Source organism: Streptomyces sp. NPDC085931 (assembly GCF_044540565.1).
In the GTDB taxonomy this organism is placed as follows: domain Bacteria; phylum Actinomycetota; class Actinomycetes; order Streptomycetales; family Streptomycetaceae; genus Streptomyces.
Genome location: NZ_JBITSK010000001.1, coordinates 1 through 24,071, shown reverse-complemented (window position 1 = coordinate 24,071; position 24,071 = coordinate 1). Strand labels below are relative to the sequence as shown.

Sequence of the window (24,071 nt, the reverse complement as noted above, 5' to 3'; positions counted from 1 at the left end):
CACTGCCCGGTGCCCCCGCAGGGCCCGGCTCCGCCGCACCTCCAGGCGCGCCCGTATGGCCCGCTGCCCCCGTACCGCCCGGTGCCGCCGCACCGCTCGATGCCGCCGTGTCCCTCCCCTCCGCCGCGTCGCCGGGTTCCTCCGCGCGTGCCGGGGCTGCCGGGTGGGGTGCGGTGCCGCTCTCGCTCGGCGGTGGTGCCGGCGGGGCGTCGGTCCCGGGCCGCTCCTTGGGGCGGATGTGGGCCGTCCAGGCCCTGCCGTCCCACCAGCGCTCGGTGGCGGGGCCGTCCGCTGTCTGTCCGGGGTCCGGGTACCACCCGGCGGGAGTCTCGCGCGTCATGCCCCCACCGTATGAGGCGTCGGTGAAAGAGGCATGAGAGGAGTCGGAACCGATTGTTCCACCCGCCCGCGCGCCCGCCCCCGCACCGGGGCCCGGCCCGGTCGCCGCACCGGAGTCCGAAACCTTCGCATCCCACTGGAAACGGCCGAAAAGCGCCGCCCCGGCCGCACACGGCGACGGACGCCGCCGCGCACCCCGGTCCCCGTCTCCGCCGCCCTTGCGTCCCCCGCCGCCCCGGACGCCGAACCCGTACCGCCCGAGGGCGCCGGCCGCCGGCCCGGCGGTCAGGGCCCGTCCGGTGCCGCCGTGCCCCCGGAAGTCGGTGAGGGAACGTCAGCTCCCTTGCAATTGCACGCCGTTGACGCCAAGACGGCTGGTCGCGGCCCAGGCGCGTCGTCCGGCCTTACCCGAAGTCACCCGTCACGGCAACAGGTGCCCCGACCATCCTCCACTCGGGCAGTCGGACGGCTACGCTCGACGTCTGTACGTCGTTCGGGCGACTTGGGGAGGTAGCGGGATGACGGAGGTACGGCCCACGGCCGCCGCCTCGGCTTCCCTGTGGGAGCGCGACGAGGAAGTCGCCGCCGTCACACGGGCGGTCGACAACCTGTGCGCGGACCGCTCCTCGACCGGCGGACTGCTGGTCTTCAGCGGCGAGGCCGGACTCGGCAAGACGGCGCTGCTGGCCGAAACCCGCCGCATCGCCGAGGCGCGCGGCTGCACCGTCTGGTCGGCCCGCGGCGGCGAGACCCTCAGGTCGGTCCCCTTCAACGTGGTACGGCAGCTGCTGCAGCCGGCCCTGGTGTCGATGCTGCCGGAGGAGGCACGCGAGTACCTCGGCGACTGGTACGACATCGCCGGACCCGCCCTCGGCATAGCGGACCCCGGCGGCCGCCAGGCCGACCCGCAGGGCGTGTGCGACGGCCTGGTCGCGGCCGTGCGGCGGCTCTCCCGCCGGTACTGGCCGCTGGTGCTGCTGATCGACGACGCCCACTGGGCCGACCAGGAGACCCTGCACTGGCTCGCCCAGCTGGCCGGGCGGCTGGACGAGCTGTCCGTCCTGGTCGTGGTCGCCCGCCGCCCGGGCGACCTCTCCGGCGCCAGCGCCCGGCACCTGGACACCGTCGCGGCCGCCGCGGACGGCCCGGTCACGACCCTGAGCGCCCTGACCCCGGACGCGACGGCCGGCCTCACCCGCGCCACCCTCGGCGGGCACGCGGACGCCGCGTTCTGCCGCGAGGTCTGGGCCGTCACCGCCGGCAACCCCTACGAGGCCGTCGAACTCCTCGCCCGGGTGCAGGACAGCGAGCTCGATCCGGTCGAGGCCCGGGCCGGGGAACTGCGCGAGCTGAACCGCTCGGCCCGCGGCGGCGGCCTCGTCGCCCGCCTGGAGGAACTCGGCATCGACGCGACCCGGTTCGCCTGGGCCGCGGCCATCCTCGGCACCGGCATCTCCGTCGACCTGGTCGCCAAACTCGCCACGCTCAGGCCCGAGGACGCCCGCCGCTGCGCCGAACTGCTGCGCACCGCCCGCATCCTCACCGAGCCGGACCCCGCCACCGGCCGCGGCGCCGAGGGCGACCTGGAGTTCGTCCACCCGCTCATCGCCACCGCCGTCTACAACTCCATCCCCGACGCGCTGCGCACCGCGATGCACGGCATCGCCGCCCGCATCGTCACCGACGAGGGGCACGGCGCCGCGGCCGCCGCCCGGCACCTGCTGGAGGTCCACCCGGACGACGACGAGGAACTCGTCGGGCAGTTGCGCGAGGCCGCCCGCGAGCACCTCGCCGTCGGCGCCCCGGACGCCGCCCGCCGCTGCCTGGAGCGCGCCCTGAAGGAGCCGCCCCGGCCCGAGTCCCAGCCGCACGTGCTCTACGAACTGGCCGAGGCCACGTTCCTCACCGCACCCGCCCGCACGATCAGCCACCTGCGCACCGCGTTGTCCATGCCCGGACTCGACGGCGAGAAGCGGGTGGACGCCGTCTTCCGGCTCTCCCAGGCGCTCCTGCACAACGACCAGCTGGAGGAGGCGGTCCGCACGGTCGAGGCGGAGGCCGCCCGGCTCGGTCCCGGGCCCGCGCGGATGCGGCTCCAGGCCGTCCACTTCATGTGGGAGGGCCTCCACGCCGGCGAGACCACCTCGCCCGGCCGCTCCCGGCGCCTGGCCGACCTGGCGAGCACGTGCACCGGCCGGGACAACTCCGAACGGGCGCTGCTCATCCTGCGCGGCTTCGACGCCCTGATGCACGGCGAGAACGCCGAGGAGGTCGCCGAGCTGTGCGACCGCGCCCTCGTCAACGGCCGCCTGGCGCCCGGCCTCGGCTGGACCGACACCGAGTGGGGCATCGAACTGCTGCTGATGCTGGCCAACGCCTACGCGTTCACCGACCGCCTCGACCGGGCCGAGACCCTCTACAACGAGGCCCTGCGCGCGTACGAGACGGCCGGCTGGAGCGGCGGCCACCTCGCCCTGGCCCATGCCTACGTCGGGCTCGGCCACCGCAGGCGCGGCCGGCTCAAGGAGGCCGAGGCCTCCCTGCGCGAGTCGCTGCGCCTCGCCGAGCGCGTCGGGCGCGGCCTGCCGCTGTACTGGTCCGCGACCTGCAACCTCGTCGACACGCTGCTGGCCCGTGGCCGGGTCGAGGAGGCCTGGGACGTCGCCGAACGGTACGGCTTCGCCCCGCCCTACCCCTCCACGATCGTCCTGCCCGACCCGCGGTCGGTGCGCGGCCGACTGCTGCTGGCCGTCGGCCGCACCAAGGACGGCATCAACGAACTGGAGGCCGCCGAGAAGGCCGCCGCCGCGCGCGGGCACCACAACCCCGTGCTCGTGCCCTGGGCGACCGAGCTCGCCCGCGCGCTCAGCACCGAGGACCCGGCCCGCGCCGCCCGGCTCGCCGTCGACGTCCGCCGCCAGGCCGAGCGCTTCGGCACGGACACCGCCATAGGGGAGGCCCTGCGCTGCGCCGCCGCCCTGGAGACCGGCCAGCGCGCGGTCCGGCTGCTGGCCCGGGCCGTCACCTACCTGGAGGCCTCGCCCTGCCAGTACGAGCACGCCGCGGCCCGCATCGAGTACGGCGTCGCCGCCCGTTCGACGGCCGACCTGCGGCGCGGCCTGGACCTGGCGGTCTCCTGCGGCGCGGACGGACTGGCGGAACGGGCGCGCGCGGAACTGGCCGCGGGCGCCCCGCGGTGAGCCGCGCGCCGCGGTGACTCAGACGCGCACCAGCTGGTCCGTCACCGCCGCCAGCCGGGCCCGCACCCGCGGGTCGTACGCCGCCTCGTGCGCCCGGGCCGGGCGGGTCCCGTCGAAGTACCGGCCGGTGCCCAGGTCCCGCGTGGCGAGGGCCAGCACGGCGGCCGCCCCGTCGGCGACGGTGTTCCAGGGGGTGACGTCCGCCTCGCGGACCATCGCCGTGTCCATGAAGGTCGCCGGGTGCAGCACGTTCACCGCCACACCGGTGCCGGCCAGCTCCTCGGCGAGGGCGAAGGTGTGCGCGGCGAGCGCGAACTTGCTGCGGCGGTACGCCGCGGTGCCGTCGTAGCCGCGGCCGAACTCGGGGTCGTCGAAGACCGGCGGTTCCTGCCCGGCCGAGCCGACGTTGACGATCCGGGCCGGGGCGTTCGCGCGCAGCACGGGCAGCAGCGCCCGGGTCAGCACGACCGGCGCGAGGTAGTTCACCGCGAGGCGCAGCTCGTGACCGTCGGCGCTCAGCTCGCGGCCCCCACCGGGCGCTCCGGGGCCCACTCCCGCGTTGTTGACCAGCACGTCGAGTTCGGGGTGCGCGTCGGCGACGTGCGCGGCCAGCTCGCGCACCCGCGCCAGGGAGGCCAGGTCCGCGACGAACGCCTCGGCGTCCCCCTCGGTGCGCAGCTCCGCGGCCAGCCGGCCGGTGCGCTCCGGGTCCCGGCCGTGGACGAGGACGACGTGCCCGGCGCGGACCAGTTCGAAGGCGGCGTGCCGGCCGAGCCCCGAGGTGGCGCCGGTGATCAGGAGGGTGGACATGCCCCCACCGTAGGCACGCCGGACGGGCCGGGGCGAGCTGCTGCCGTGCGTACGACCGGCAGGGTCACCCTCCCGCGCCGTCCTCCTGCGCCAGCACCCGCTGGGCCGTCGCGAACGCCGAGTTGGCCGCCGGCACCCCGCAGTACACCGCCGTCTGCAGCAGCACCGCGCCGATCTCCTCGGGGGTGAGCCCGTTGCGGCGGGCCGCCCGGACGTGCATCGCCAGTTCGTCGTGGTGGCCGCGCGCGACCAGCGCGGTGAGGGTGATCATGCTGCGCTCGCGGCGCGACAGCGTCGGGTCGGCCCAGATCTCGCCCCAGGCGTAGCGGGAGACGAAGTCCTGGAACCGGGCCGTGAAGGGCGTCTGCCGGGCCTGCGCCCGGTCCACGTGCGCGTCGCCGAGCACCTGGCGCCGCGCCGCCGTCCCGCCTCGTGCGGGACGGCCGAGGTGGGACCGCAGCGCGGCCAGCACCTCCTCGGGGCACTGCGCGGGCGCCAGGTGCGAGGCGCCCGGGATCTCCACCAGGGCCGCGCCCGGCACCGCGTCGGCGATCTCCCGCAGGTGCGCGGGCGGGGTCGCCGGATCCTCCCGGCCGGCGACGAGCAGGGCCGGCACAGTGATCTCCGCCAGCCGGTCCCGCAGGTCGAACGCGGCGAGCGCGTCACAGCAGGCGGCGTACGCCTCCGGATCGGCCCGGCGGTGGTCCGCCACCAGCTCCGGCACGGTGAAACCGGGCGTGAACCAGCGCGCGTCGGCGGTGTCCGCCAGTGCGGCCAGCCCCTCCCGCCGTACCCGCGCGGCCCGTTCCTCCCACGGCCGGGCCCCGCCGAAGTGCGCCGACGAGCAGATCACGGCCAGCGAGGTGAGCCGCTCGGGGTGGTGCACCGCCAGCTGCAGCCCCACCGCTCCGCCCAGGGACACCCCCGCGTACGCGAACCGCTCGACGCCGAGCGAGTCGGCGAGCGCCAGCACCAGGCCGGCCAGGTCGCCCACCGTGGCGCCCGCCGGGAGGAGCCCGGCCGGCGAACCGCCGTGTCCGGGCAGGTCCCAGCGGATCACGCGGTGGGTGACGGACAGTTCGGGCGCCACCTGGTCCCACAGGGCGTACGAGGTGCCGAGGGAGGGGCCGAGCAGCAGCGGGGGAGCGCCGGCGGGGCCTTCGGCGCGGTGGTGCAGCAGGGTCAACGTCGCTCCAGGGCACGGTCGGTGAGGGTCGGGGCGGAGCCGGTGTAGTGCGTGGGATCGAGGTCGGCGTCCGCCAGCTCCGGCGCCTCGGTGAGCGGACGCCCTTCCGCCGTCAGCCGGGTGAGCAGTTCCCCGGCCCGGGCGCGGCCCAGCACCTCGGCCAGTTCCGCCGACAGCCGCTCGGAGACGATCGCCCCTCCGGTCAGGTCCAGATGGGCGCGCATGGCGCCCGGCCTGACCCGCAGCCCTTCGGTCAGCTCGGCGGTGTCCCGGGCGGCTCCGCCGGCCAGCCGCAGCAGGTCCCGCAGCGGCTCCCACTCGGCGTGCCAGGCCCCGGCCGGGCGTTCGTCCTCCGCCGCCATCGCCCCGTAGAGCGTGGCCGCGAGGTGCGGTGCCCGCCGGGCGGCGGCGGCGACGAGCGTGGACCGTACGGGGTTCGCCTTGTGCGGCATGGCGGACGAGCTGCCGCCGCTGCCCTCGGCGACCTCGGCGATCTCGGTGCGCGACAGGGTGAGGACGTCCACCGCGATCTTGCCGAGGGCACCCGCGGTGAAGGCGAGGCAGCCGGCGAGGTCCGCGACCGGCGTCCGCAGCGTGTGCCAGGGCAAGTCGGGCGCGCGCAGCCCGAGTTCCCGGGCGTACGCCACCGGCAGCGCGGTCGGATCGGCCGCTCCGTAGGCGCCGAACGCCGCCAGCGTCCCGGCCGCGCCCCCCAGTTGGACGGGCAGCGCGTCCCGCACGGCGCTCACCCGGTCCCGGGCGTCGAGCACCAGGGACCGCCACCCGGCGGCCTTGAGGCCGAAGGTGGTCGGCACGGCGTGCTGGGTGAGGGTCCGCCCCGGCAGCGCCGTGTCGCGGTGCTCGGCGGCCAGCTGGGCCAGGGCCTCGCCGGTGCGGCCGAGGTCGGCGAGGACGAGCGCCAGGGTGCGCGAGGCGACCAGCATGGCCGCCGTGTCCAGGATGTCCTGGCTGGTCGCGCCCCGGTGGACGTAGGGGCCGAACGGGTCGCCGACGGCCCGGGTCAGATCGGCGACCAGCGGGATGACCGGGTTGCCGCCCGCCCGCGCCCGGGCCGCCAGGGACCGTGCGTCGAAGGCGCCGGAGCCGGCCGCCTCGGTCACGGCTGTCGCCGCCCCGGCCGGGGCGAGCCCCAGCGCCGCCTGGGCCCGGGTCAGCGCGGCCTCCGCGTCGAGCAGGGCCCGCAGATAGGCGTCGTCGCCGGTCGCCGCCGCGGCCGGCGAGCCGGCCCACCCGGGGGCGAGCAGGCCGGGGTCGCCGAGGGGAGATGTCACTGGAACTCCAGGAAGACCGTCTCGCCTTCGCCCTGAAGGCGGATGTCGAAACGGTACGTGCCGCCCGGCTCCTCGCCCGCGATCAGCGTGTCGCGCCGTTCCTCCGCCACCCGGGACAGCAGCGGGTCGGCCGCGAGGGCCGCGGCGTCGCCCGGCAGGTAGATCCGGGTGTACAGGTGCACCAGGAGCCCTCGCGCGAAGACGCAGACGCTCAGATACGGGGCGCTGCGCCCGCGCGCTCCGGGCCGCAGCGTGCGCGCGTACCAGTGGCCGTCGGCGTCGGTCTGGATGCGTCCCCAGCCGGTGAACTCCACGCCGTTGCGGCCCAGGAAGCCGCCCGAGGCCGGGTCGCGCCGCATCGAGCCGGTGGCGGTGGGCAGGTTCCCCTCCGGGTCCGGGCCCCACAGCTCGATCAGCGCGTCGGGCAGCGGCGCGCCGGCGCCGTCGGTGACGTACCCGTGCACGGTGACGGTGTCCGGGTGCCCGGCGGGTGCGATGTCCTCGCCGCCGCGGAACGGCAGGGCGTGGCCGTAGAACGGGCCGACGGTGTGCGAGGGGGTGGGCAGCACGCTCTCGGGGCGGCTGGTGTCGATCCTCGTCATGGCGGTCAGCGCCCCTCTTCCATCCAGGTGGCCCGGGGGCCGTCCAGCACGATGTCCCAGTGGTAGCCCATCGAGAACTCCGGCACCGACAGGCTGTGGTCGTAGGTGGCGACCAGCCGCTGCCGGGCCGCGTCGTCCGTCACCGACTGGATGATCGGGTCGTAGGGGAACAGCGGATCGCCCGGGAAGTACATCTGCGTCACGAGGCGTTGGGTGAACGCCGTGCCGAAGAGCGAGAAGTGGATGTGCGCGGGCCGCCAGGCGTTGAGGTGCTGGCGCCACGGGTAGGGGCCGGGCTGGACGGTGGTGAAGTGGTAGTGGCCCCGGTCGTCGGTGAGGGTGCGGCCCACGCCCGTGAAGTTCGGGTCGAGCGGGGCGTCGTGCTGCTCGCGCCGATGGGCGTAGCGGCCCGCGGAGTTGGCCTGCCAGATCTCCACGAGCTGGCCGCGCACCGGGCGGCCGTCCCGGTCGAGCACCCGGCCGGAGACGGTGATGCGCTCACCGATCGGCTCGCCGGTGTGCTGCCGGGTGAGGTCGTTGTCGGTCTCGGTGATGTCCCGCTCCCCGAAGGCCGGGGAGCCCAGCTCCACCAGCTCCGGGTCCTGGCGCACGTCGATGGTGACGGGTGGCAGCCGCGGGTGCCGGAGCACCGAGGAGCGGTAGGGCGCGTAGTCGCGGCGCGGCTGGTGCTCGACGGGACCGCCGTCGGCGAGCCGCTTGCCGTAGGCGGCGCGCTCGGCCGCGATCTCCCGATCGATGTCGTGCTGCGTGAGCGTCATGACGTCCCCCGAGAGGTTCTTCCGGACGGCGCCCGGAGGGGCGCGGGGCGGTAGCGGCATGGGGCCGTGCGGCGTTCGACGAGGTGGACGTCCGTCACGTCAGGCCCTCCGGCACGGTGAGTTCGGCGGCGGTCCGGGCGGCGATCTCGCCCGCGCCGACGCCCGGCGCGGTCTCGGCCAGCACCAGAGCGCCGTCGGTGACGTCGAGGACGCCCAGGTCGGTGATGATCCGGTCGACGCAGGCCGTGCCGGTCAGCGGAAGGGTGCACTCGGTGAGGATCTTCGGCGAGCCGTCCTTCGCGGTGTGCGTCATGACGGCCACGACCCTGCGGGCGCCGTGCACCAGGTCCATCGCCCCGCCGATGCCGGTGACCAGCTTGCCGGGGACGGCCCAGTTGGCGAGGTCGCCCCGCGCGGAGACCTGCATGGCCCCCAGCACGGCGACGTCGATGTGCCCGCCGCGGATCATCGAGAAGGACAGGGCGGAGTCGAAGAAGGAGGCGCCCGGCAGGACCGTCACCGTCTCCTTGCCGGCGTTGATCAGGTCCGGGTCGACGGCGTCCTCGGTGGGGTAGGGCCCGGTGCCGAGGATGCCGTTCTCCGATTCCAGGACGACCTCGACGCCCTCGGGCAGGAAGTTGGGGATCAGTGTGGGCAGGCCGATGCCGAGATTGACGTACTGCCCGTCGCGCAGTTCGCGCGCCGCCCGTGCGGCCATCTCCTCGCGGGTCCAGGCCATCAGGAGCTCACCGTCCGCCGCTCGACCCTCTTGTCCGCCGCCTGCTCCGGGGTGAGCGCCAGCACCCGCTGCACGAAGATGCCGGGCAGGTGCACCGCGTCCGGGTCGATCGCGCCGGGTTCCACCAGCTCCTCCACCTCGGCGATCGTCACCCGCCCGGCCATGGCGGCCAGCGGGTTGAAGTTCCGGGCGGACTTGCTGAAGACCAGGTTGCCGTGGCGGTCGCCCCGGGCCGCGCGGACCAGGGCGAAGTCGGTGCGGATGCCGCGCTCCAGCACGTACCGCGTGCCGTCGAACTCCCGGACCTCCTTGGGCGGTGACGCCAGCGCGACCCCGCCCTGCCCGTCGTAGCGCCACGGCAGTCCGCCGTCGGCGACCTGGGTGCCCACCCCCGCGGGCGTGTAGAACGCGGGGATCCCGGCGCCCCCGGCCCGCAGCCGCTCGGCCAGCGTGCCCTGCGGGATCAGCTCCACCTCCAGCTCCCCGGCCAGGTACTGCCGGGCGAACTCCTTGTTGGCGCCGATGTAGGAGCCCGTCACCCGGGCGATCCGGCCGGCGGCCAGCAGGACGGCGAGCCCCGACTCCATGGCCCCGCAGTTGTTGGAGACCACCGACAGAGCGGACACCCGGCGCTCGTACAGCGCCTGGATGAGCACGTTCGGCACGCCGCTGAGCCCGAAGCCGCCCACCGCGAGCGACGCGCCGTCCGGCACGTCGGCCACGGCCTCCAGGGCCGTGGCGACCACCTTGTCCATCCGAGAAGCCCTCTCTTCCGCGCCGCCCGACGCCACTTAGTCAGGGCACTGAGTATTCGGCGAGCCGTTCCTCACGCTGCCACCGGGACCGCGAGGGCGTCAAGGGCCCGACCGGCAGGGCTTCGAGACGGAAGACACATACGTGGCGGGCCGACTATTGTTCAGTGCACCGACGAAATCGACCGAGGGGTGCACATGGCGGCCGCGGACCTCACCACCCACCCCGGGCACCTCGCCCGACGGCTCCAGCAGGCACACCATCTGCTGTGGACCACGATGGTGTCCGAGGAGATCACCTCGCCCCAGTACGCGGTCCTCAACACGCTCGTCGACGAGCCCGGCCTCGACCAGCGCACGGTGGGGGAGCGGGTGGGTCTCGACCGGTCCACCATCGCCGAGGTGATCGGCCGGCTCGGGCGGCGCGGGCTGCTCGACAAGGTGCGCGACCCGCAGGACGGCCGCCGCTCCCTGCTGCGCCTGACGGACGAGGGGGCGCGCACCCACCGCAGGCTGACCGTGCGCACCGCCCGGATGAACCAGGTCTTCCTCGCCCCGCTGGCCGCCGAGGAGCGCACGGTGTTCCTCGACCTCCTGCGGCGGGTGGCGGACGCGGCCGAGGAACTGCGCCACCCCGGGGAGCCCGCGGCGCTTCCCCGCTGAGGGGGGGCGGGTCAGGAGGCCTTGGCGTACACCACCCACACCTGGCCCTTCGCGAAGTTCACCGGGGAGCCGTCGCCGGTGGTGAAGGCGGTGCCGTCGGTGGCCTTCGCGCGCTTCCAGTCCACGTCCCAGGCCCGCCCGTCGCGCAGCACGGTCGCCTTCCCGGAGCCCACCGTCTCGGTGTACGGCGAGTTGTTCCCGAGGAAGTCCCGGAAGCCGGACTCGCGGATCTTCACGTACTGCACGACGACGGTCGCCGCCGCCATCCGCTCACCGCCGGCCGAGGTGGCGGGGGCGCCGTCCATGCCGACCAGCCAGCGGTCGCGTGCCTCGGACCAGGTGAAGGTGAAGCGGGCCGCCGGGTAGCGCACCGTCCGCGAGGCCGTCGCCGTGCCGCCCGCCGGGGCCGAGCCGTAGCGGAAGCCGGTGGTCAGCGCTGCCCGGCCCGGAGCCTCGGGCACGATCCGCCCGGGCCGCAGGTAGAGGTTGTGCGGGGCGGCCCGGTCGCTGCCGCGGTGGAAGGCGTCCGGGGCGTCGGACGGGGTCACCGGCCGCAGCGGCGCGTCGTCGATCAGCGGCAGGAGCTTCTGCTGCGCCCCGGAGAACACCAGCGTGGGCCGGTGGAACTGGCGCAGCAGTTCCAGGTCGGACTCACGGGCGCTGCGCACCGGGCCCACGGTCTGCGGCACCCGCGTGGCGTACACCGCCATAAGCCGGCTCAGCCCGCCCTCGACCTGCTCCACGTACACCACGTCCGCGGCGTCGACGCCCGTGTGCGGACGTGCCGCGCGCGCGTTGTCGAGCTTGACGGCGAGCGCGGCGGGACCCCTCGCCGAGGGGGAGGTCTCCCGCTGCGAGGCACGGGACGAACCCCGTCCGTCGTCGGGAGCGCCGTTGCCGCCGGTGCACCCCGCGGCCAGGGCGGCCGTCACCGTGACGGCCAGCAGTGTCGCCGTCGCCGTGGTGCGCCGTCCGCGCACCCCTCGTCCCATGCCCACCGTCGCCACCGCGCCCCTGTCATCGATGTGTCTTGATTGTGCGCTTATCTGACCATCTACGACCAGACCCGATCATTCAGGGCGGGACGGTGTCCCGGCCGCGTCCGTCGATCGGCGCAACGGTTCAGCGCGGGGCATCCGGGTACCCGGGACCCGCCGACCGACCGACGCGCACGCCGACGGAGGGAGCGCGCAGCGATGAGGGCAGTGACCTGGCAGGGCAAGCGGGACGTGCGGGTGGAGAACGTGCCCGATCCGAGCATTCAGGAACCGACGGACGCGATCATCCGCATCACCTCCAGTGGCCTGTGCGGATCCGACCTGCACCTGTACGAGGTGCTCACGCCGTTCATGACCCCCGGCGACATCCTCGGCCACGAACCCATGGGCATCGTCGAGGAGGTCGGCGCGGGCGTCCCGGACCTCCAGGTGGGGGACCGGGTCGTCGTCCCGTTCCAGATCGCCTGCGGCAACTGCTGGATGTGCCTGACCGGCCTGCCCACCCAGTGCGAGACCACCCAGGTCACCGGGGAGGGCATGGGCGCCGCCCTGTTCGGCTACACCCGCCTGTACGGCGCGGTGCCGGGCGCCCAGGCCGAGTACCTGCGCGTCCCGCAGGCCCAGTTCGGCCCGATCAAGGTCCCCGAGGGGCCGCCCGACGACCGGTTCGTCTACCTCTCCGACGTGCTGCCCACCGCCTGGCAGGCCGTCGCCTACGCCGACGTGCCGCAGGGCGGCAGCATCGCCGTGCTGGGCCTCGGGCCCATCGGCGACATGGCCTGCCGGGTCGCCCAGGTCAAGGGCGCCGGGCGGGTCTTCGGCGTGGACCTGGTGCCGGAACGGCTGGCCCGGGCCAAGGCGCGCGGGGTGGAGACCTTCGACCTCAGGTCCTTCGACGACGAGAAGGAACTCGTCGCGGCGATCCGCGACGAGACCGACGGCCGCGGCCCGGACGCCGTGATCGACGCCGTCGGCACCGAGGCCCACGGCAGCGCGGTGGCCCGCCTGGTGCAGAACACCGCCGCCCTGCTGCCGCGCAAGCTGAGCGGCCCGATGTCCGAGCGGTTCAGCGTCGACCGGCTCGCCGCCCTCTACACGGCCATCGACCTGGTGCGCCGCGGCGGCACCATCTCGCTCTCCGGCGTCTACGGCGGCATGGCCGACCCGATGCCGATGCTCACCCTGTTCGACAAGCAGGTGCAGATGCGGATGGGGCAGGCCAACGTGCGCCGCTGGAGCGACGAGATCATCCCGTACCTGACCGACGAGGACCCGCTCGGCGTGGACGACTTCGCCACCCACCGCGTGCCCCTGTCGGAGGCGCCGCACGCGTACGAGATGTTCCAGCGCAAGCAGGACGGCGCGGTCAAGATCCTGATGCAGCCCTGAGCGGCCAGGGTCACGGGTGCCGGAACCGCCCGGGCCGCGACGCGGGCCGCCCGCGCCGGGAGCGCCCGAGCTCCTCCGGCCGGCGGCCTCACGTGCCGAGGATCTCCGCCAGGTCGTAGCGGACCGGCTCCTCCAACTGCGCGTACGTGCAGCTCTCGGGGGTCCGGTCCGGGCGCCAGCGGCGGAAACGGGCGGTGTGCCGGAAGCGCTGCCCGTTCTCCATGTGGTCGTACGCCACCTCGGCCACCCGCTCCGGCCTGAGCGGCACCCAGGACAGGTCCTTCCGGCCCGACCAGCGGCTCGGCGCCCCCGGCAGCCGGGCCGTCTCGTGGGCGGCCTCCTCGGACCAGGCCGCCCACGGGTGTCCGGAGACGTCGTCCATGCGCAGCGGCTCCAGCTCCGTCACCAGTTCCGCCCGCCGCTTCATCGTGAAGGCCGCGGACACGCCCACGTGCTGCAGCGCGCCCCGGTCGTCGTACAGGCCGAGCAGCAGCGAGCCCACCACCGGGCCGCTCTTGTGCAGCCGGTACCCGGCGACCACGACGTCCGCCGTCCGCTCGTGCTTGATCTTGAACATGGCCCGTTCGTCCGGACGGTAGCGCCCGGCCGGCGGCTTGGCGACGACACCGTCCAGCCCCGCCCCCTCGTACTGCTCGAACCACTGCCGCGCCACCTCGATGTCCGTGGTCGCCGGAGCCAGGTGCACCGGCGCCGTCACCCCGGACAGCGCCTGGGCCAGCCGCTCCCGCCGCTCGGTCAGCGGGGCGCCCATCAGCGACGCGTCCCCGAGGGCGAGCAGGTCGAACGCCACCAGGGAGGCCGGCGTCCGCTCGGCCAGGGTCCGCACCCGCGAGTCCGCCGGATGGATCCGCTCCGACAGCGCGTCGAAGTCCAGGTGCCCCTCGCGCGCGATCACGATCTCCCCGTCCACCACGCACCGCTCGGGCAACCGCTCCCGCACGGCCGCCACCAGCTCGGGGAAGTACCTGGTCAGCGGCTTTCCCGTGCGACTTCCCAGCTCGACCTCGTCCCCGTCGCGGAACACGATCGCCCGGAACCCGTCCCACTTCGCCTCGTAGTGCATGCCCGCGGGGATCGCCGCCACGGACTTGGCGAGCATCGGCAGCACAGGGGGCATCACCGGCAGATCCATGGCTCGATTCTGCGCGCACCCGCAGCGATCTGCCCGATGTGCGAGGTATGCGGGCTACGCCTACCGTGACGGACATGGGTGACGCGGTGGAACTGGAGGTGGACGGCCGGACCGTACGGCTGTCCAGCCCGGACAAGGTCTTCTTCCCGGAGCGCGGTTTCACCAAGCTGGACCTCGCCCGCTACTACATCGCCGTCGGCCCCGGCATCCTGCGCGCCCTGCGCGACCGGCCGACCACCCTGGAGCGCTACCCCGAGGGCGTGGCGGGTGAGAACTTCTTCCAGAAGCGGGCGCCGAAGAACATGCCCGACTGGATCCCGACCGCGCACATCACCTTCCCCAGCGGCCGCAGCGCCGACGAGATGTGCCCGACCGAGGTCGGCGCGGTGGTGTGGGCCGCCCAGTTCGGCACCCTCACCTTCCACCCCTGGCCGGTCCGGCGCGACGACGTCGACCGCCCCGACGAACTGCGCATCGACCTCGACCCGCAGCCCGGCACCGACTACGACGACGCCGCCCGCGCCGCACACGAACTACGGGCCGTGCTCGACGAGTTCGGCGGGCTGCGCGGCTTCCCCAAGACCTCCGGAGGCCGGGGCCTGCACGTGTTCGTGCCCATCGAGCCGCGCTGGACCTTCACCCAGGTCAGGCGCGCCGCCATCGCCGTCGGCCGGGAGATGGAACGGCGGATGCCCGAGCAGGTCACCATCAAGTGGTGGAAGGAGGAGCGCGGCGAGCGCATCTTCCTCGACTACAACCAGACGGCCCGCGACCGCACGATCGCCTCCGCCTACTCGGTGCGGCCCCGCCCGCACGCCCCCGTCTCCGCACCGCTGCGCTGGGAGGAGGTCGGGGTCGCGCACCCGCGGGACTTCGATCTCGCGACCATGCCCGCGCGCTTCGCCGAACTCGGCGACGTGCACGCGGACATGGACGACCACCGCTATTCGCTGGAGGCCCTGCTCGACCTCGCCCGCCGTGACGAACACGACCACGGTCTCGGCGACCTGCCGTACCCGCCCGAGTATCCGAAGATGCCGGGAGAACCCAGACGGGTACAGCCGAGCAGGGCCCGCAAACAGGCGCCTCCTACAATTCCTTGATCCGGACGTCGCGGAACGAGACCACGTCCGTGGTGCCGTGCACCTGGAGCCCGATGTAGCCGGAGGAGAAGCGCCGCCCGTCCGTGCCCGGGTCGTCCGAGCGCGGGGGAGTGAACTCCTGGCCGCCGGTGTTGTCGAACTCGTTGATCAGCACGCCGTTGCGGAAGACCGAGTAGTGCTGGCCCTCCACGCGGATCTCGTAGTCGTTCCAGGTGCCCTTCTGCGTCACGCCCGCGCCGGCCAGGCCCACGCGGTCGAAACCGTAGATCGAGCCCGTCTTGTACATGTCGCCGTCGGGCCGGTCGAACACCTGCACCTCGTGCCCGTACTTGATGGCGACCCACTCCGGGCGCGACTCCTCCGGGTGGTCGTGGACCCAGGGGAAGCGGACGAAGACACCCGAGTTGGTGTTGCCGGTGCCGGGCGCGTCGTCACGCCACTGCAGCTTCAGCGAGAAGTCGCCGTACTTGCGCTGCGGGAACCACAGCATGCCCATGCCCGGCGTGGTGGTGCTGGAGGTGATCGTCCCGTCCGGGTTCAGCCCGAACGAACCGCCGCCCACGTGCTGCCACTTGGCCAGGGACTCCGCGCTGCCGTCGAAGAGCGACCGGTAGCCCTCGGTCTGCCCCGGCTTGCCGATGCCCGACTGGCGGGCCGCCTTGCGGACGGCGCTGTACTCGCGCTGGTCGATCACGCCTTCCTTCAGCAGCGCGTCCAGGACGGACGTGACGTGCTTGAGGAACAACGCGTGGGACGTCCACTCCTTCTCGTCCTCGATCAGCTCGCCGATCCGGCACCGGTTGTCGGTGACCCGGTTGCGCACCCCCGAGTCGACCGTGCCGACGAACACCGTCAGCCGCTCGTCGTACTCCGGGCAGTTCGGCGCCGGGACCCCGCCGGAGACGACCGTGAAGGTCACGGTGCGGGCCGCCGAGGTGTTGCCGGCCTTGTCGGTCGCCCGGTACGCCACGGTGTGCGCACCGGCCCGGTCCACCACCACCGGCGCCGAGTAGGCCAGGTACGGCCCGCCGTCCAGCGAGTACTCGATCCGCTCGACGCCCGAGCCGTGCGCGTCGGTCGCCGTGACGGTCACCCGGGCGCTGTTGACGTACGCCCCGGCGGAGTTCCTCGTGCCCTCCACGGTCACGCCCGTCACCGGCGGGGTGGTGTCCTGCGGCGGCGCCGCGACGACCGTGAACCGCACGTTCTTCTCCGCCGCCACGTTGCCCGCCTTGTCGGTGGCGCGGTAGCGGACGGTGTGCTCGCCCACCTGGTGCACCATCACGGGCGCGGTGTACGGCTGCCAGGCGCCGGAGCCGATCGCGTACTCGATCGTGTTGACCCCGGAGCCGGTGTCGGACGCGGAGACGGTGACCGTCGCCATGTCGACGTACGCCCCGTCCGCGTTCCGCTCGCCGGTCACCGTCGCCGAGGTCTCCGGCGCGGTGGTGTCGTCCGACTGCGGTGCCACGACCGTGAACGCGGCGCTCTTCTCGGCGGAGACGTTGCCCGCCTTGTCGAACGCCCGGTAGCGCACCGTGTGGTCACCGACCTGGTCGACGACGACCGGCGCGGTGTACGGCTGCCAGGCGCCCGTGGCGCCGAGCGCGTACTCGATCCGGTCGACACCGGAGCCGCCCTCGTCGGTGGCGTGCAGCGCCACGCTCGCGGAGCCGACGTACTGGCCCTGCGTGTTCTGCGTGCCGCTGACGTGCGCCGACGCCTCGGGCGCGGTGGTGTCCTCGCCGGTGCCCTCGGTCACCGTGAGGATGCCCTGCATCTGGCCGTGGCCGGGGATGGTGCAGTGGTAGAAGTACCGGCCGGGCGTGAGCGTGACCTGGGCGGTGTGCTTGCCGCCCTGGGCGTCGTTGGGATTGGCCAGAAGGTTCAGCTGCACATCGCTGTTGAACTCGGGGTCGCTCGTCACGAACGTCAGCGTGTGCGGCATGCCGGTGGTGTTGCCGGTGGCCGCGCTGTTCTCGAAGACGATCGTGGCCTGGCCGGCGACCGCCGTCTTCGGCGCCGACAGGTACTTGTCGATGTCGTTGCCGGCCGTCCAGGTGAGCACCTGTTCGGCGGCCGGCGCCTGTGCCTGCCCGGCCGCGGGCATCGCCTGCAGGCCGAGCATCACGAGCAGGGCGGCCAGCAGGGCGGCCCAGACTCTCCGGTGCGGTAGGTGCCGTGTCACTCGGTCCCCCTCGCCAGCTGACCGGCGGCCGGGGTCGGCCCGCCGCCCTTGTAGACGACGCGCCACAGGGCCGACTTGGAGTCCGAGGTGAAGAAGCCGCGGCCGTAGTCGAGGACGTACAGCGCGCCGTCCGGACCGAACTTCCAGTCCATCAGGTTCTTGATGCCGTCGTTGCCGATCGGCACGATCTTCTTCAGCGACTCCGCGTGCACCGGCAGACCGCCGTCTCCTTGCGTCTTCGGGTCCATCAGCACCGCGTGGCGCGGCTGGTCGGCGTCGTAGAAGTCACCGACGAACCACTTGCCGTCCCAGTAGGCCGGCCACTTCACGGTGCTGTCGGCCGCGACCGCGTCGGACCGGTACACCGGCCCGTTCATCGCCGCCTGCCCGCCGCCCTTGAGCCAGGGCAGCCTGTACGTGGCCTCCTCCGGCTTGTACGACGGGACGCCGTTCGCGTCCCGCGGGTAGTCCGGCGCGCCGCCCGAGGGTGAGTACCAGATGTTGTTGCCGGTCACCGGCGGCAGGTTGACCAGGCCGTCGTTGTTCGGCGACTCGTTCTTCGGGTGGCCGCAGTCGTACCAGCCCAGCGGCTTGGACGGGTCCGGCAGGTTGCGGTCCCGGTAGGGCTGCTTGTTGCCCATGCAGTACGGCCAGCCGCGGTTGCTCGCCTTGGTGATGGCCGCGAAGGTGTCGTACTTGGCCGGGCCCCAGGTGGTCGACGGCGCGCCCGCGTCCGGTCCCACCCAGCCCGCGTAGAGCACGTCGGTCGACTTGTCGACGAAGATGCGCGCCGGGTTGCGCACGCCCATCACATAGATCTCGCCGCGCGTCTTGCCGCCGCCCTCGTCGGTCTCCTTGCCGGTGAAGAGGTTCCCCTCGGGCAGCGTGTACGTGCCGTCCGGCTCCGGGTGGATGCGCAGGATCTTGCCGTTGAGGTTGTTGGTGTTGCCGGCGGTGCGGCGCGCGTCCGCGAACGAGACGCCCTTGTAGTTCGGTTCGGGGTTGTTGCCCGAGTAACCGCCGCTGAAGCCGCTGGAGTTGTTGTCACCGGTGGCGATGTACAGGTTGCCCTTGGAGTCCCAGGCCAGCCCGCCGCCCGCGTGGCAGCAACTGTGGATCTGCACCGGCCACTTCAGCAGGACCTTCTCACTGGCGAGGTCCAGCTTGTTCGTGGCCTGGTCGAGCGTGAACCGGGAGACCCGCCGCTCCGCCATGCGCGTCTCGCGGTTGATCCGCTCGTGCGGCGTGTAGTGCAGGTACACCCACCCGTTCTGTGCGAACTCCGGGTCCAGTTCGATGCCGAGCAGGCCCTCCTCGACCTTGACCAGTTCGTCGCCGCCGCCCTTGTTGCCGAAGACGGTCAGCGCGCCGGCCAGGGTGACCTGCTTGGTCTTCGGGTCGTAGACGTGGATCTCGCCCTTGCCCTTGCCGATGTCCGGGTTGTTCCAGTCGGTGATCACCGGCTGCGAGGAGTCGGCACCGCCGCGGCCGATGTAGAAGACGCGGCCGTCGGGGGCGGTGACCAGCCCGTGCGGCTCGCCGATCTGGTCGTTCTGCCCCGGCTGGTTGGGCTTGGTCAGCCGCTCCGCCGCGTAGTTGGCGTTGATGGCCGCTTTGCAGTCGGCCTGTTCCAGCCGGGTCGTCCACATCAGCGCGCCGCGCAGATGGGCCCGGAAGTCGGTCTCGTCGTACGACGAGACCGTGCCGCCCATGCCCGTGTAGAAGGAGCGGCCGCCGTCGTAGTCCCGGCACCAGCTGACCGGGTGGTCCGAGCCGTTGGCGCCGGTGCCCGGCTGGTACGTCGACTCCCGTACCCGGGCCACCGTGTGGACCTCTCCGGAGGGGTTCTTCACCCAGTTCAGCCACTTGTCCGGGCGTTTCCACTGCACCGGCAGGTCCTTGGTCGCCGGGTGCCGGCGGTCGCCGACCTCCACGGTCGCCCGCTGCACGGCCGTGGGACTCGACGCGGCCGGCCGGGCGCCCACCAGACCGGTGAACCAGTCCGAGTACGGCTCCGCGCGCGCCGCGTCATGGATGCCGACGAACCCGCCGCCGGCCTCCATGTACGCCTCCAGGCCCGCCTCCTGCTCCGGGTCCAGGACGTCGCCTCCGCCGGTCAGGAACACGACGGCGTTGAAGCGGCCCAGTCTCGTGTCGTCGGTGAACACCGAGGCGTCGCCGGTCGCCTGGACCTTGTAGCGGCGGTTCGTGGGGCCGGTCAGCCCGATGTCCTCGACGGCCTCGATCGCGGCGTTCACGAGCGGGGACTCCTCCCCGGCCGCGGAACCGTGGAAGACCAGTACCCGTACGTTCGCGCCGCCCGGCGGCGACTTGATCGACATCGTTGTCAAGGGTGGTTCCGGATACGGACGAGCACTCGCGGCGGGCCCCGACAGCAGCCCGGCGGTCACGACCCCGGCGGCCACCGAGGCCGCCCAGACGCGTCTTCTCCTGCTCAGCCCTCGTAAGTGCATGGGCACCTCCTCGGTCACAGCGACACCGCCAAGGAAGCTAAACCCCTTTGCCCATCACGCCAATAGCTATGACCGGGATGGCACCAACTTTGTCTTGAGTGTGGATAAACGGCAGCGCGGCCGGTACCGTCTCACCGGTTCATCACAGGTACGCCTCCGTAAGAGCCTTACCAGGGTGGGGAGTTCCGCATGGACAGACGCAGCTTCAACCGGCGCGTGCTGCTGGGCGGCGCGGCCGTCGCGACATCGTTGTCCGTGGCGCCGGAGGCCATCAGCGCCGACGGACCGGTGAAGACGGCACCCGCCGGGGGCGAGGTGAAGCGCATCAGGATGTACGCCGAGAAGCTGGCGGACGGGCAGATGGGCTACGGCCTGGAGAAGGGCAAGGCCACGGTCCCCGGCCCGCTGATCGAGCTGAACGAGGGCGACACCCTGCACGTCGAGTTCGAGAACACCATGGACGTGCCGGTCAGCCTGCACGTGCACGGCCTGGACTACGAGATCACCAGTGACGGCACGAAACTGAACCGCAGTCACGTCGAACCGGGCGGCACCCGCACCTACACTTGGCGCACCCACGCCCCGGGCCGGCGCAAGGACGGCACCTGGCGGGCGGGCAGCGCGGGCTACTGGCACTACCACGACCACGTCGTCGGCACCGAACACGGCACCGTGGGGCTGCAGAAGGGCCTGTTCGGGCCGGTCATCGTGCGCCGCAAGGGCGACGTCCTGCCCGACCGCACGCACACGGTCGTCTTCAACGACATGCGCATCAACAACCAGGCGCCGCACTCCGGGCCGAACTTCGAGGCCACGGTGGGCGACCGGGTCGAGTTCATCGTGATCACGCACGGCGAGTTCTACCACACGTTCCACATGCACGGTCACCGCTGGGCGGACAACCGCACCGGCATGCTGACCGGCCCCGACGACCCCAGCCAGGTCATCGACAACAAGATCACCGGACCGGCCGACTCCTTCGGCTTCCAGGTGATCGCGGGGGAGGGGGTGGGGGCCGGCGCCTGGATGTACCACTGCCATGTGCAGAGCCACTCCGACATGGGGATGGTGGGCCTGTTCCTGGTGAAGAAGCCCGACGGGACGATCCCCGGCTACGACCCGCACGAGCACCACGAGGGGCACGAGGGGCACGAGGAGGAGCCGGCGGACGGCGGACACGAGCACTGACGGACGCGCGGACGGACGCGCGAGGACTTCACTCGGGGGCGAGAGCGCTCTCACCCGGCGGTGCGGCCAGGGCTATCCTGATCCGCAGCCGCAGGTGAGGAGCCCCGAAGTGACCGACACAGCGCCGCGTCCCACCCTGGAGGCCGTGGCCGCCCGGGCCGGTGTCTCGCGGGCCACCGTCTCGCGCGTGGTCAACGGCGGGGACGGGGTGCGCGACGTCCTCGTCGAGCGGGTCCGCAAGGCCGTGGAGGAACTCGGCTACGTGCCCAACCAGGCCGCCCGCTCCCTGGTGACCCGGCGGCACGACGCGGTCGCCGTGATCGTCGCCGAGCCGGAGAGCCGCGTCTTCGCCGACCCGTTCTTCGCGCTCCAGTTGCGCGGCATCAGCAAGGAGCTCACGGCCCACGACAACCAGCTGGTGCTGCTCCTCACCGAGGGCCGCGACGACCACGCCCGGGTCGCCCGATACCTCGCCGGCGGCCACGTCGACGGTGCCCTCGTCTTCTCGCTCCACCTCGACGACCCGTTGCCGGAGCTGATCCAGCGGGCGGGCGTCCCGACGGTCTTCGGGGGGCGGCCCGGCTGGAGCGACGGCCGGAGCGACGTGGTCTACGTCGACAGCGACAACCGCGGCGGAGCCCGCGACGCCGTCCGCCACCTGGCCGGCCTCGGCCGCACCCGGATCGCGCACATCACCGGCGCCCTGGACCAGACGTCGGCCGTGGACCGCCTGGACGGCTACCGGGACGTCATGGCGGACGCCGACCCGCGGCTGATCGCCGAGGCCGACTTCACCCCGGCCGGGGGCGAACGGGCGATGCGCGAACTCCTCGAGCGCTGTCCCGACCTGGACGCGGTGTTCGCCGCGAACGACCTCACGGCCTCCGGCGCGCTGCGCGTCCTGCGCGAGACCGGCCGCCGCGTCCCGGACGACGTGGCCGTGATCGGCTTCGACGACATGCAGCCCGTCGCCGAGCAGACCGACCCGCCCCTCACCACGGTCCGCCAGGACATCGAGGAGATGGGCCGCCTCATGGCCCGCCTCCTGCTCCACGGCCTCGACCGCGCCCACCCCGACGAGACGGTCGCCACCCCACCGTCGAGCGTGGTACTGCCGACGACGCTGGTGCGGCGGGCATCGGCCTAGAGGGAGCGGGTCCCCACGCTCCGGACTGCCGGACCGCGGGACTGCCGGACAGTGGGACTACAAGGCCTGGTCTCGCCGTGGTTCGGGGCGGATCACGGCGAAGCGGGCGCCGTAGGGGTCGGTGAGTCTGGCGACGCGGCCGACGTCGGGCAGGTCCGCGGCGGGCATGCGCAGGGTGCCGCCGTGTTCCTGGGCGACGGCGGCGACGGCGTCGGGATCGGCGACCTCGAAGTAGGGCAGCCAATGGGGCTCGTGCTCGGCCGGGTCCTCGGCGAGGGGCACGACCGCGCCGAACATGGCGTCCTCGTCCTCCCCGGCGGGGCCGAACGTGGTGTACGTGCTGCCGTGCAGGTCGACGCCGTAGGTCTCCAGGCCCAGCACCGAGTGGTAGAACGCGGCGGCGGCCGGGACGTCCGCCGTGTACAGCTCGGCCCAGCACAGCGAGCCGGGTTCCGCGACGACGTCCAGGCCCCGGGTCCGGCCCGGCTGCCACAGGCCGAACGGCACCCCGGCCTGGTCGGCGAGGATCGCCGTCCGGCCCAGGTCCTGGACGTCCATGGGCGGCAGCAGCACCGAGCCGCGCGCCTGCCGGGCCGCTTCGGCGGTGGCGTCCGCGTCCGGCGTCTGGAAGTACACCGTCCAGGAGGGCGGGCCCTGCTCCGGCGTGGTCCGCATGCCGCCGGCGACGGTCCGGCCGCCGAGCTGGAAGAGGCCGTACCCGCCGACCTCGGGCCCGCCCGGCTGAAACCGCCAGCCGAACAGGGCTTCGTAGAAGACCGCCGCGCCGTCGATGTCGGGGGTGGCGAGATCGATCCAGTTCGGAGCGCCGCTGACATAACGGGTGGTGAGCATCCTCGCCCTCCTCGCACAGGGGACCGTTCGGCCGCTCTGCAGAGTCTCGCACCGCCGGAGGGCGGGCGCGGGGTCGCCGCGCGGCCGGACGCGTCCGTCTCCTTTCGTGTGCCGCCGCGCGCCGCCGTGCGTCTGCGGCCCCGGCGGGCGACGATCGACCACGGTCGCGGGTCCGTGAACGCCGTGTTGATCGCGCGTTGATCGAACGTTTTGCAGCGGCCGGGACGCTGCTGCCCATGCACATCGACACGATCACCTCGCCCGAACTCGCCTGGCAGCAGGAAGCGTTGTGCGCGCAGACCGGGGCGGAGTTCTTCTTCCCGGAGCCCGGCAGTTCGGTGCGGGAGGCGAAGCGGATCTGCGGTCTGTGCCCGATCCGCACGGCCTGCCTGGAGTACGCGCTCGACCACGACGAGCGCTTCGGTGTCTGGGGCGGGATGTCGGAGAAGGAACGGCTGGAACTCCGCCGGGCATCACGCTGAGGGCGCGGACAGCACCGAAGCGCGGACAGCACCGAAGCGCCGAGATGACCGAAGCGCCGAGATGACCGGCCGCACCGACGGCACGGACCGCATCGGCGGCATCGGCCGCACGGCTGGGCCCCCGCTGCGCCGAGGACCGTGCGCGCCGCTCGCCCGCGCCACGTCCTGCGGCCCGGTTCGCTCCGCTCCGCGCGTCCTGCGCCGCACGGGTCACCCGCGCCGCTCCGCCTTGCCCAGCTTCGCTCCGCGGGTCCCACGTCCCGCGTCATGCCAGCCACGCGCTCCGCGCCCTGTTTCCCGCGTTCGCTCCGCGTGTCCCGCGCCGCGCCGGTCGTCCGCGCCGGCCTGCGTCCCGGTTCGCTCCGCGCAGCACGGGATCGCCCCGCGGCGTACCGCCTTGCTCCGCACCGCTCGCCCCCGCCGCCCTGCGTGTCCCCCGGTTCGCCGGCTCCTGCCGCGCCGACCCGCGCGTTCCGTGCCGGGCCCGCCGTCCGTGTCGCTCCGTCTGTCGCCGGTTCGCCTCGCGTGTCCTACTCCGCACCGGCCGCCCGCCCGCCCCGAGTTCATCCCGCGCGCCCCGCTGCGCTGCGGGGGGGGCGGACAGCCCGGGGCCCCCGCCCCCCCCCCCCGGCCGGGGCCCCGGGGGGGGGGGGGGCGCCCGCGCGGGCGCCCCCCGCGGCGCGGGGGGGGGGCCCCGGGGCGGGGGGCAGCGCCCCCCCGCGGGCCCCGGCCCCC

Annotated in this window: 19 protein-coding genes and 1 pseudogene; 7 read left to right on the top strand and 13 right to left on the bottom strand. The window is 73.6% G+C overall.

Going from position 1 to position 24,071, the window contains the following annotated elements; translation table 11 throughout:
• Positions 1–229: 229 nt before the first annotated feature.
• Positions 230–340 (bottom strand): annotated as a pseudogene (locus tag ACIGAN_RS00100) (DUF2510 domain-containing protein); the annotation flags it as partial.
• A gap of 517 nt (positions 341–857) precedes the next feature.
• On the opposite strand from ACIGAN_RS00100, the gene ACIGAN_RS00095 reads away from it, so the two are divergent.
• Positions 858–3,539: an ATP-binding protein gene (locus ACIGAN_RS00095; RefSeq protein WP_365097761.1), complete on the top strand. Its 2,682-nt coding sequence runs from the start codon at positions 858–860 to the stop codon at positions 3,537–3,539.
• A gap of 18 nt (positions 3,540–3,557) precedes the next feature.
• Here ACIGAN_RS00095 and ACIGAN_RS00090 read toward each other — a convergent pair whose 3' ends face one another.
• The 7 genes from ACIGAN_RS00090 to ACIGAN_RS00060 all read right to left on the bottom strand — a co-directional run bounded on the left by ACIGAN_RS00090 (position 3,558) and on the right by ACIGAN_RS00060 (position 9,702).
• The gene (locus tag ACIGAN_RS00090; RefSeq protein WP_399854239.1) at positions 3,558–4,349 is read right to left on the bottom strand and encodes an SDR family NAD(P)-dependent oxidoreductase; all 792 of its coding nucleotides are present in this window, start codon (positions 4,347–4,349) and stop codon (positions 3,558–3,560) included.
• Positions 4,350–4,413: 64 nt separating this feature from the next.
• Positions 4,414–5,535, bottom strand: coding sequence for a bifunctional 3-oxoadipate enol-lactonase/4-carboxymuconolactone decarboxylase PcaDC (gene pcaD / locus ACIGAN_RS00085; RefSeq protein ID WP_399854238.1), 1,122 nt, complete (start codon positions 5,533–5,535; stop codon positions 4,414–4,416).
• Complete coding sequence (gene pcaB, locus ACIGAN_RS00080; protein ID WP_399854237.1) at positions 5,532–6,827, bottom strand: 3-carboxy-cis,cis-muconate cycloisomerase; 1,296 nt, start codon at positions 6,825–6,827, stop codon at positions 5,532–5,534. Before pcaB ends, pcaD begins: the two co-directional genes overlap by 4 nt.
• A complete protein-coding gene (pcaG, locus tag ACIGAN_RS00075) occupies positions 6,824–7,429 on the bottom strand; it encodes a protocatechuate 3,4-dioxygenase subunit alpha (RefSeq protein ID WP_365741387.1) in 606 nt (201 codons plus the stop codon). Before pcaG ends, pcaB begins: the two co-directional genes overlap by 4 nt.
• 5 nt (positions 7,430–7,434) lie before the next feature.
• Positions 7,435–8,208, bottom strand: coding sequence for a protocatechuate 3,4-dioxygenase subunit beta (pcaH, locus tag ACIGAN_RS00070; RefSeq protein WP_365741385.1), 774 nt, complete (start codon positions 8,206–8,208; stop codon positions 7,435–7,437).
• Positions 8,209–8,302: 94 nt separating this feature from the next.
• Positions 8,303–8,947 carry a CoA transferase subunit B gene (locus tag ACIGAN_RS00065; RefSeq protein WP_365741383.1) on the bottom strand — a complete coding sequence of 215 codons (645 nt, stop codon included), beginning with the start codon at positions 8,945–8,947 and terminating at the stop codon, positions 8,303–8,305.
• On the bottom strand, positions 8,947–9,702 hold the full coding sequence (locus ACIGAN_RS00060; RefSeq protein ID WP_399854236.1) for a CoA transferase subunit A: 756 nt from the start codon (positions 9,700–9,702) through the stop codon (positions 8,947–8,949). The genes ACIGAN_RS00065 and ACIGAN_RS00060 overlap by 1 nt, the downstream gene beginning before the upstream one ends.
• A 195-nt stretch (positions 9,703–9,897) precedes the next feature.
• Here ACIGAN_RS00060 and ACIGAN_RS00055 point away from each other — a divergent pair, with 195 nt between their 5' ends.
• Positions 9,898–10,362, top strand: coding sequence for a MarR family winged helix-turn-helix transcriptional regulator (locus tag ACIGAN_RS00055; RefSeq protein WP_399854235.1), 465 nt, complete (start codon positions 9,898–9,900; stop codon positions 10,360–10,362).
• Between the two features lie 11 nt (positions 10,363–10,373).
• On the opposite strand, the gene ACIGAN_RS00050 is transcribed toward ACIGAN_RS00055, so the two are convergent.
• On the bottom strand, positions 10,374–11,354 hold the full coding sequence (locus ACIGAN_RS00050) for a DUF3048 domain-containing protein (RefSeq protein WP_399854234.1): 981 nt from the start codon (positions 11,352–11,354) through the stop codon (positions 10,374–10,376).
• 204 nt (positions 11,355–11,558) lie between these two features.
• Here ACIGAN_RS00050 and ACIGAN_RS00045 point away from each other — a divergent pair, with 204 nt between their 5' ends.
• Positions 11,559–12,749 (top strand): zinc-dependent alcohol dehydrogenase, encoded by a 1,191-nt coding sequence (locus ACIGAN_RS00045; protein ID WP_365098829.1) that lies wholly within the window; start codon positions 11,559–11,561, stop codon positions 12,747–12,749.
• 88 nt (positions 12,750–12,837) lie between these two features.
• On the opposite strand, the gene ACIGAN_RS00040 is transcribed toward ACIGAN_RS00045, so the two are convergent.
• Entirely contained in the window at positions 12,838–13,902 is a 1,065-nt protein-coding gene (locus tag ACIGAN_RS00040) for an ATP-dependent DNA ligase (RefSeq protein ID WP_399854233.1), read from the bottom strand.
• 74 nt (positions 13,903–13,976) lie between these two features.
• Between ACIGAN_RS00040 and ligD the strand changes: the two genes are divergently transcribed.
• The gene (gene ligD / locus ACIGAN_RS00035) at positions 13,977–15,005 is read left to right on the top strand and encodes a non-homologous end-joining DNA ligase (RefSeq protein ID WP_399854232.1); all 1,029 of its coding nucleotides are present in this window, start codon (positions 13,977–13,979) and stop codon (positions 15,003–15,005) included.
• On the opposite strand, the gene ACIGAN_RS00030 is transcribed toward ligD, so the two are convergent.
• Positions 14,992–17,133, bottom strand: a complete 2,142-nt coding sequence (locus ACIGAN_RS00030; protein ID WP_399854607.1) for an OmpL47-type beta-barrel domain-containing protein — start codon at positions 17,131–17,133, stop codon at positions 14,992–14,994. The two genes, ligD and ACIGAN_RS00030, sit on opposite strands and share 14 nt — an antisense overlap.
• A 56-nt stretch (positions 17,134–17,189) precedes the next feature.
• Positions 17,190–19,667, bottom strand: coding sequence for a ThuA domain-containing protein (locus ACIGAN_RS00025; RefSeq protein WP_399854231.1), 2,478 nt, complete (start codon positions 19,665–19,667; stop codon positions 17,190–17,192).
• 189 nt (positions 19,668–19,856) lie between these two features.
• On the opposite strand from ACIGAN_RS00025, the gene ACIGAN_RS00020 reads away from it, so the two are divergent.
• Together ACIGAN_RS00020 and ACIGAN_RS00015 are read left to right on the top strand one after the other, a co-directional pair.
• Positions 19,857–20,855: a multicopper oxidase domain-containing protein gene (locus tag ACIGAN_RS00020; protein WP_399854230.1), complete on the top strand. Its 999-nt coding sequence runs from the start codon at positions 19,857–19,859 to the stop codon at positions 20,853–20,855.
• A gap of 109 nt (positions 20,856–20,964) precedes the next feature.
• Complete coding sequence (locus tag ACIGAN_RS00015; protein ID WP_399854229.1) at positions 20,965–22,002, top strand: LacI family DNA-binding transcriptional regulator; 1,038 nt, start codon at positions 20,965–20,967, stop codon at positions 22,000–22,002.
• 57 nt (positions 22,003–22,059) lie between these two features.
• Here ACIGAN_RS00015 and ACIGAN_RS00010 read toward each other — a convergent pair whose 3' ends face one another.
• Positions 22,060–22,854: a VOC family protein gene (locus ACIGAN_RS00010; RefSeq protein ID WP_399854228.1), complete on the bottom strand. Its 795-nt coding sequence runs from the start codon at positions 22,852–22,854 to the stop codon at positions 22,060–22,062.
• Between the two features lie 236 nt (positions 22,855–23,090).
• Here ACIGAN_RS00010 and ACIGAN_RS00005 point away from each other — a divergent pair, with 236 nt between their 5' ends.
• A complete protein-coding gene (locus ACIGAN_RS00005) occupies positions 23,091–23,336 on the top strand; it encodes a WhiB family transcriptional regulator (RefSeq protein ID WP_365098822.1) in 246 nt (81 codons plus the stop codon).
• Positions 23,337–24,071: the final 735 nt, after the last annotated feature.

Coding starts and splice junctions, on each gene's coding strand:
- ACIGAN_RS00095 (WP_365097761.1), top strand. CDS start 858: ATGACGGAGGTACGGCCCACGGCCGCCGCCTCGGCTTCCCTGTGGGAG.
- ACIGAN_RS00090 (WP_399854239.1), bottom strand. CDS start 4,349: ATGTCCACCCTCCTGATCACCGGCGCCACCTCGGGGCTCGGCCGGCAC.
- pcaG (WP_365741387.1), bottom strand. CDS start 7,429: ATGACGAGGATCGACACCAGCCGCCCCGAGAGCGTGCTGCCCACCCCC.
- pcaH (WP_365741385.1), bottom strand. CDS start 8,208: ATGACGCTCACGCAGCACGACATCGATCGGGAGATCGCGGCCGAGCGC.
- ACIGAN_RS00065 (WP_365741383.1), bottom strand. CDS start 8,947: ATGGCCTGGACCCGCGAGGAGATGGCCGCACGGGCGGCGCGCGAACTG.
- ACIGAN_RS00060 (WP_399854236.1), bottom strand. CDS start 9,702: ATGGACAAGGTGGTCGCCACGGCCCTGGAGGCCGTGGCCGACGTGCCG.
- ACIGAN_RS00055 (WP_399854235.1), top strand. CDS start 9,898: ATGGCGGCCGCGGACCTCACCACCCACCCCGGGCACCTCGCCCGACGG.
- ACIGAN_RS00050 (WP_399854234.1), bottom strand. CDS start 11,354: ATGGGACGAGGGGTGCGCGGACGGCGCACCACGGCGACGGCGACACTG.
- ACIGAN_RS00045 (WP_365098829.1), top strand. CDS start 11,559: ATGAGGGCAGTGACCTGGCAGGGCAAGCGGGACGTGCGGGTGGAGAAC.
- ACIGAN_RS00040 (WP_399854233.1), bottom strand. CDS start 13,902: ATGGATCTGCCGGTGATGCCCCCTGTGCTGCCGATGCTCGCCAAGTCC.
- ligD (WP_399854232.1), top strand. CDS start 13,977: ATGGGTGACGCGGTGGAACTGGAGGTGGACGGCCGGACCGTACGGCTG.
- ACIGAN_RS00030 (WP_399854607.1), bottom strand. CDS start 17,133: ATGCTCGGCCTGCAGGCGATGCCCGCGGCCGGGCAGGCACAGGCGCCG.
- ACIGAN_RS00025 (WP_399854231.1), bottom strand. CDS start 19,667: ATGCACTTACGAGGGCTGAGCAGGAGAAGACGCGTCTGGGCGGCCTCG.
- ACIGAN_RS00020 (WP_399854230.1), top strand. CDS start 19,857: ATGGACAGACGCAGCTTCAACCGGCGCGTGCTGCTGGGCGGCGCGGCC.
- ACIGAN_RS00010 (WP_399854228.1), bottom strand. CDS start 22,854: ATGCTCACCACCCGTTATGTCAGCGGCGCTCCGAACTGGATCGATCTC.
- ACIGAN_RS00005 (WP_365098822.1), top strand. CDS start 23,091: ATGCACATCGACACGATCACCTCGCCCGAACTCGCCTGGCAGCAGGAA.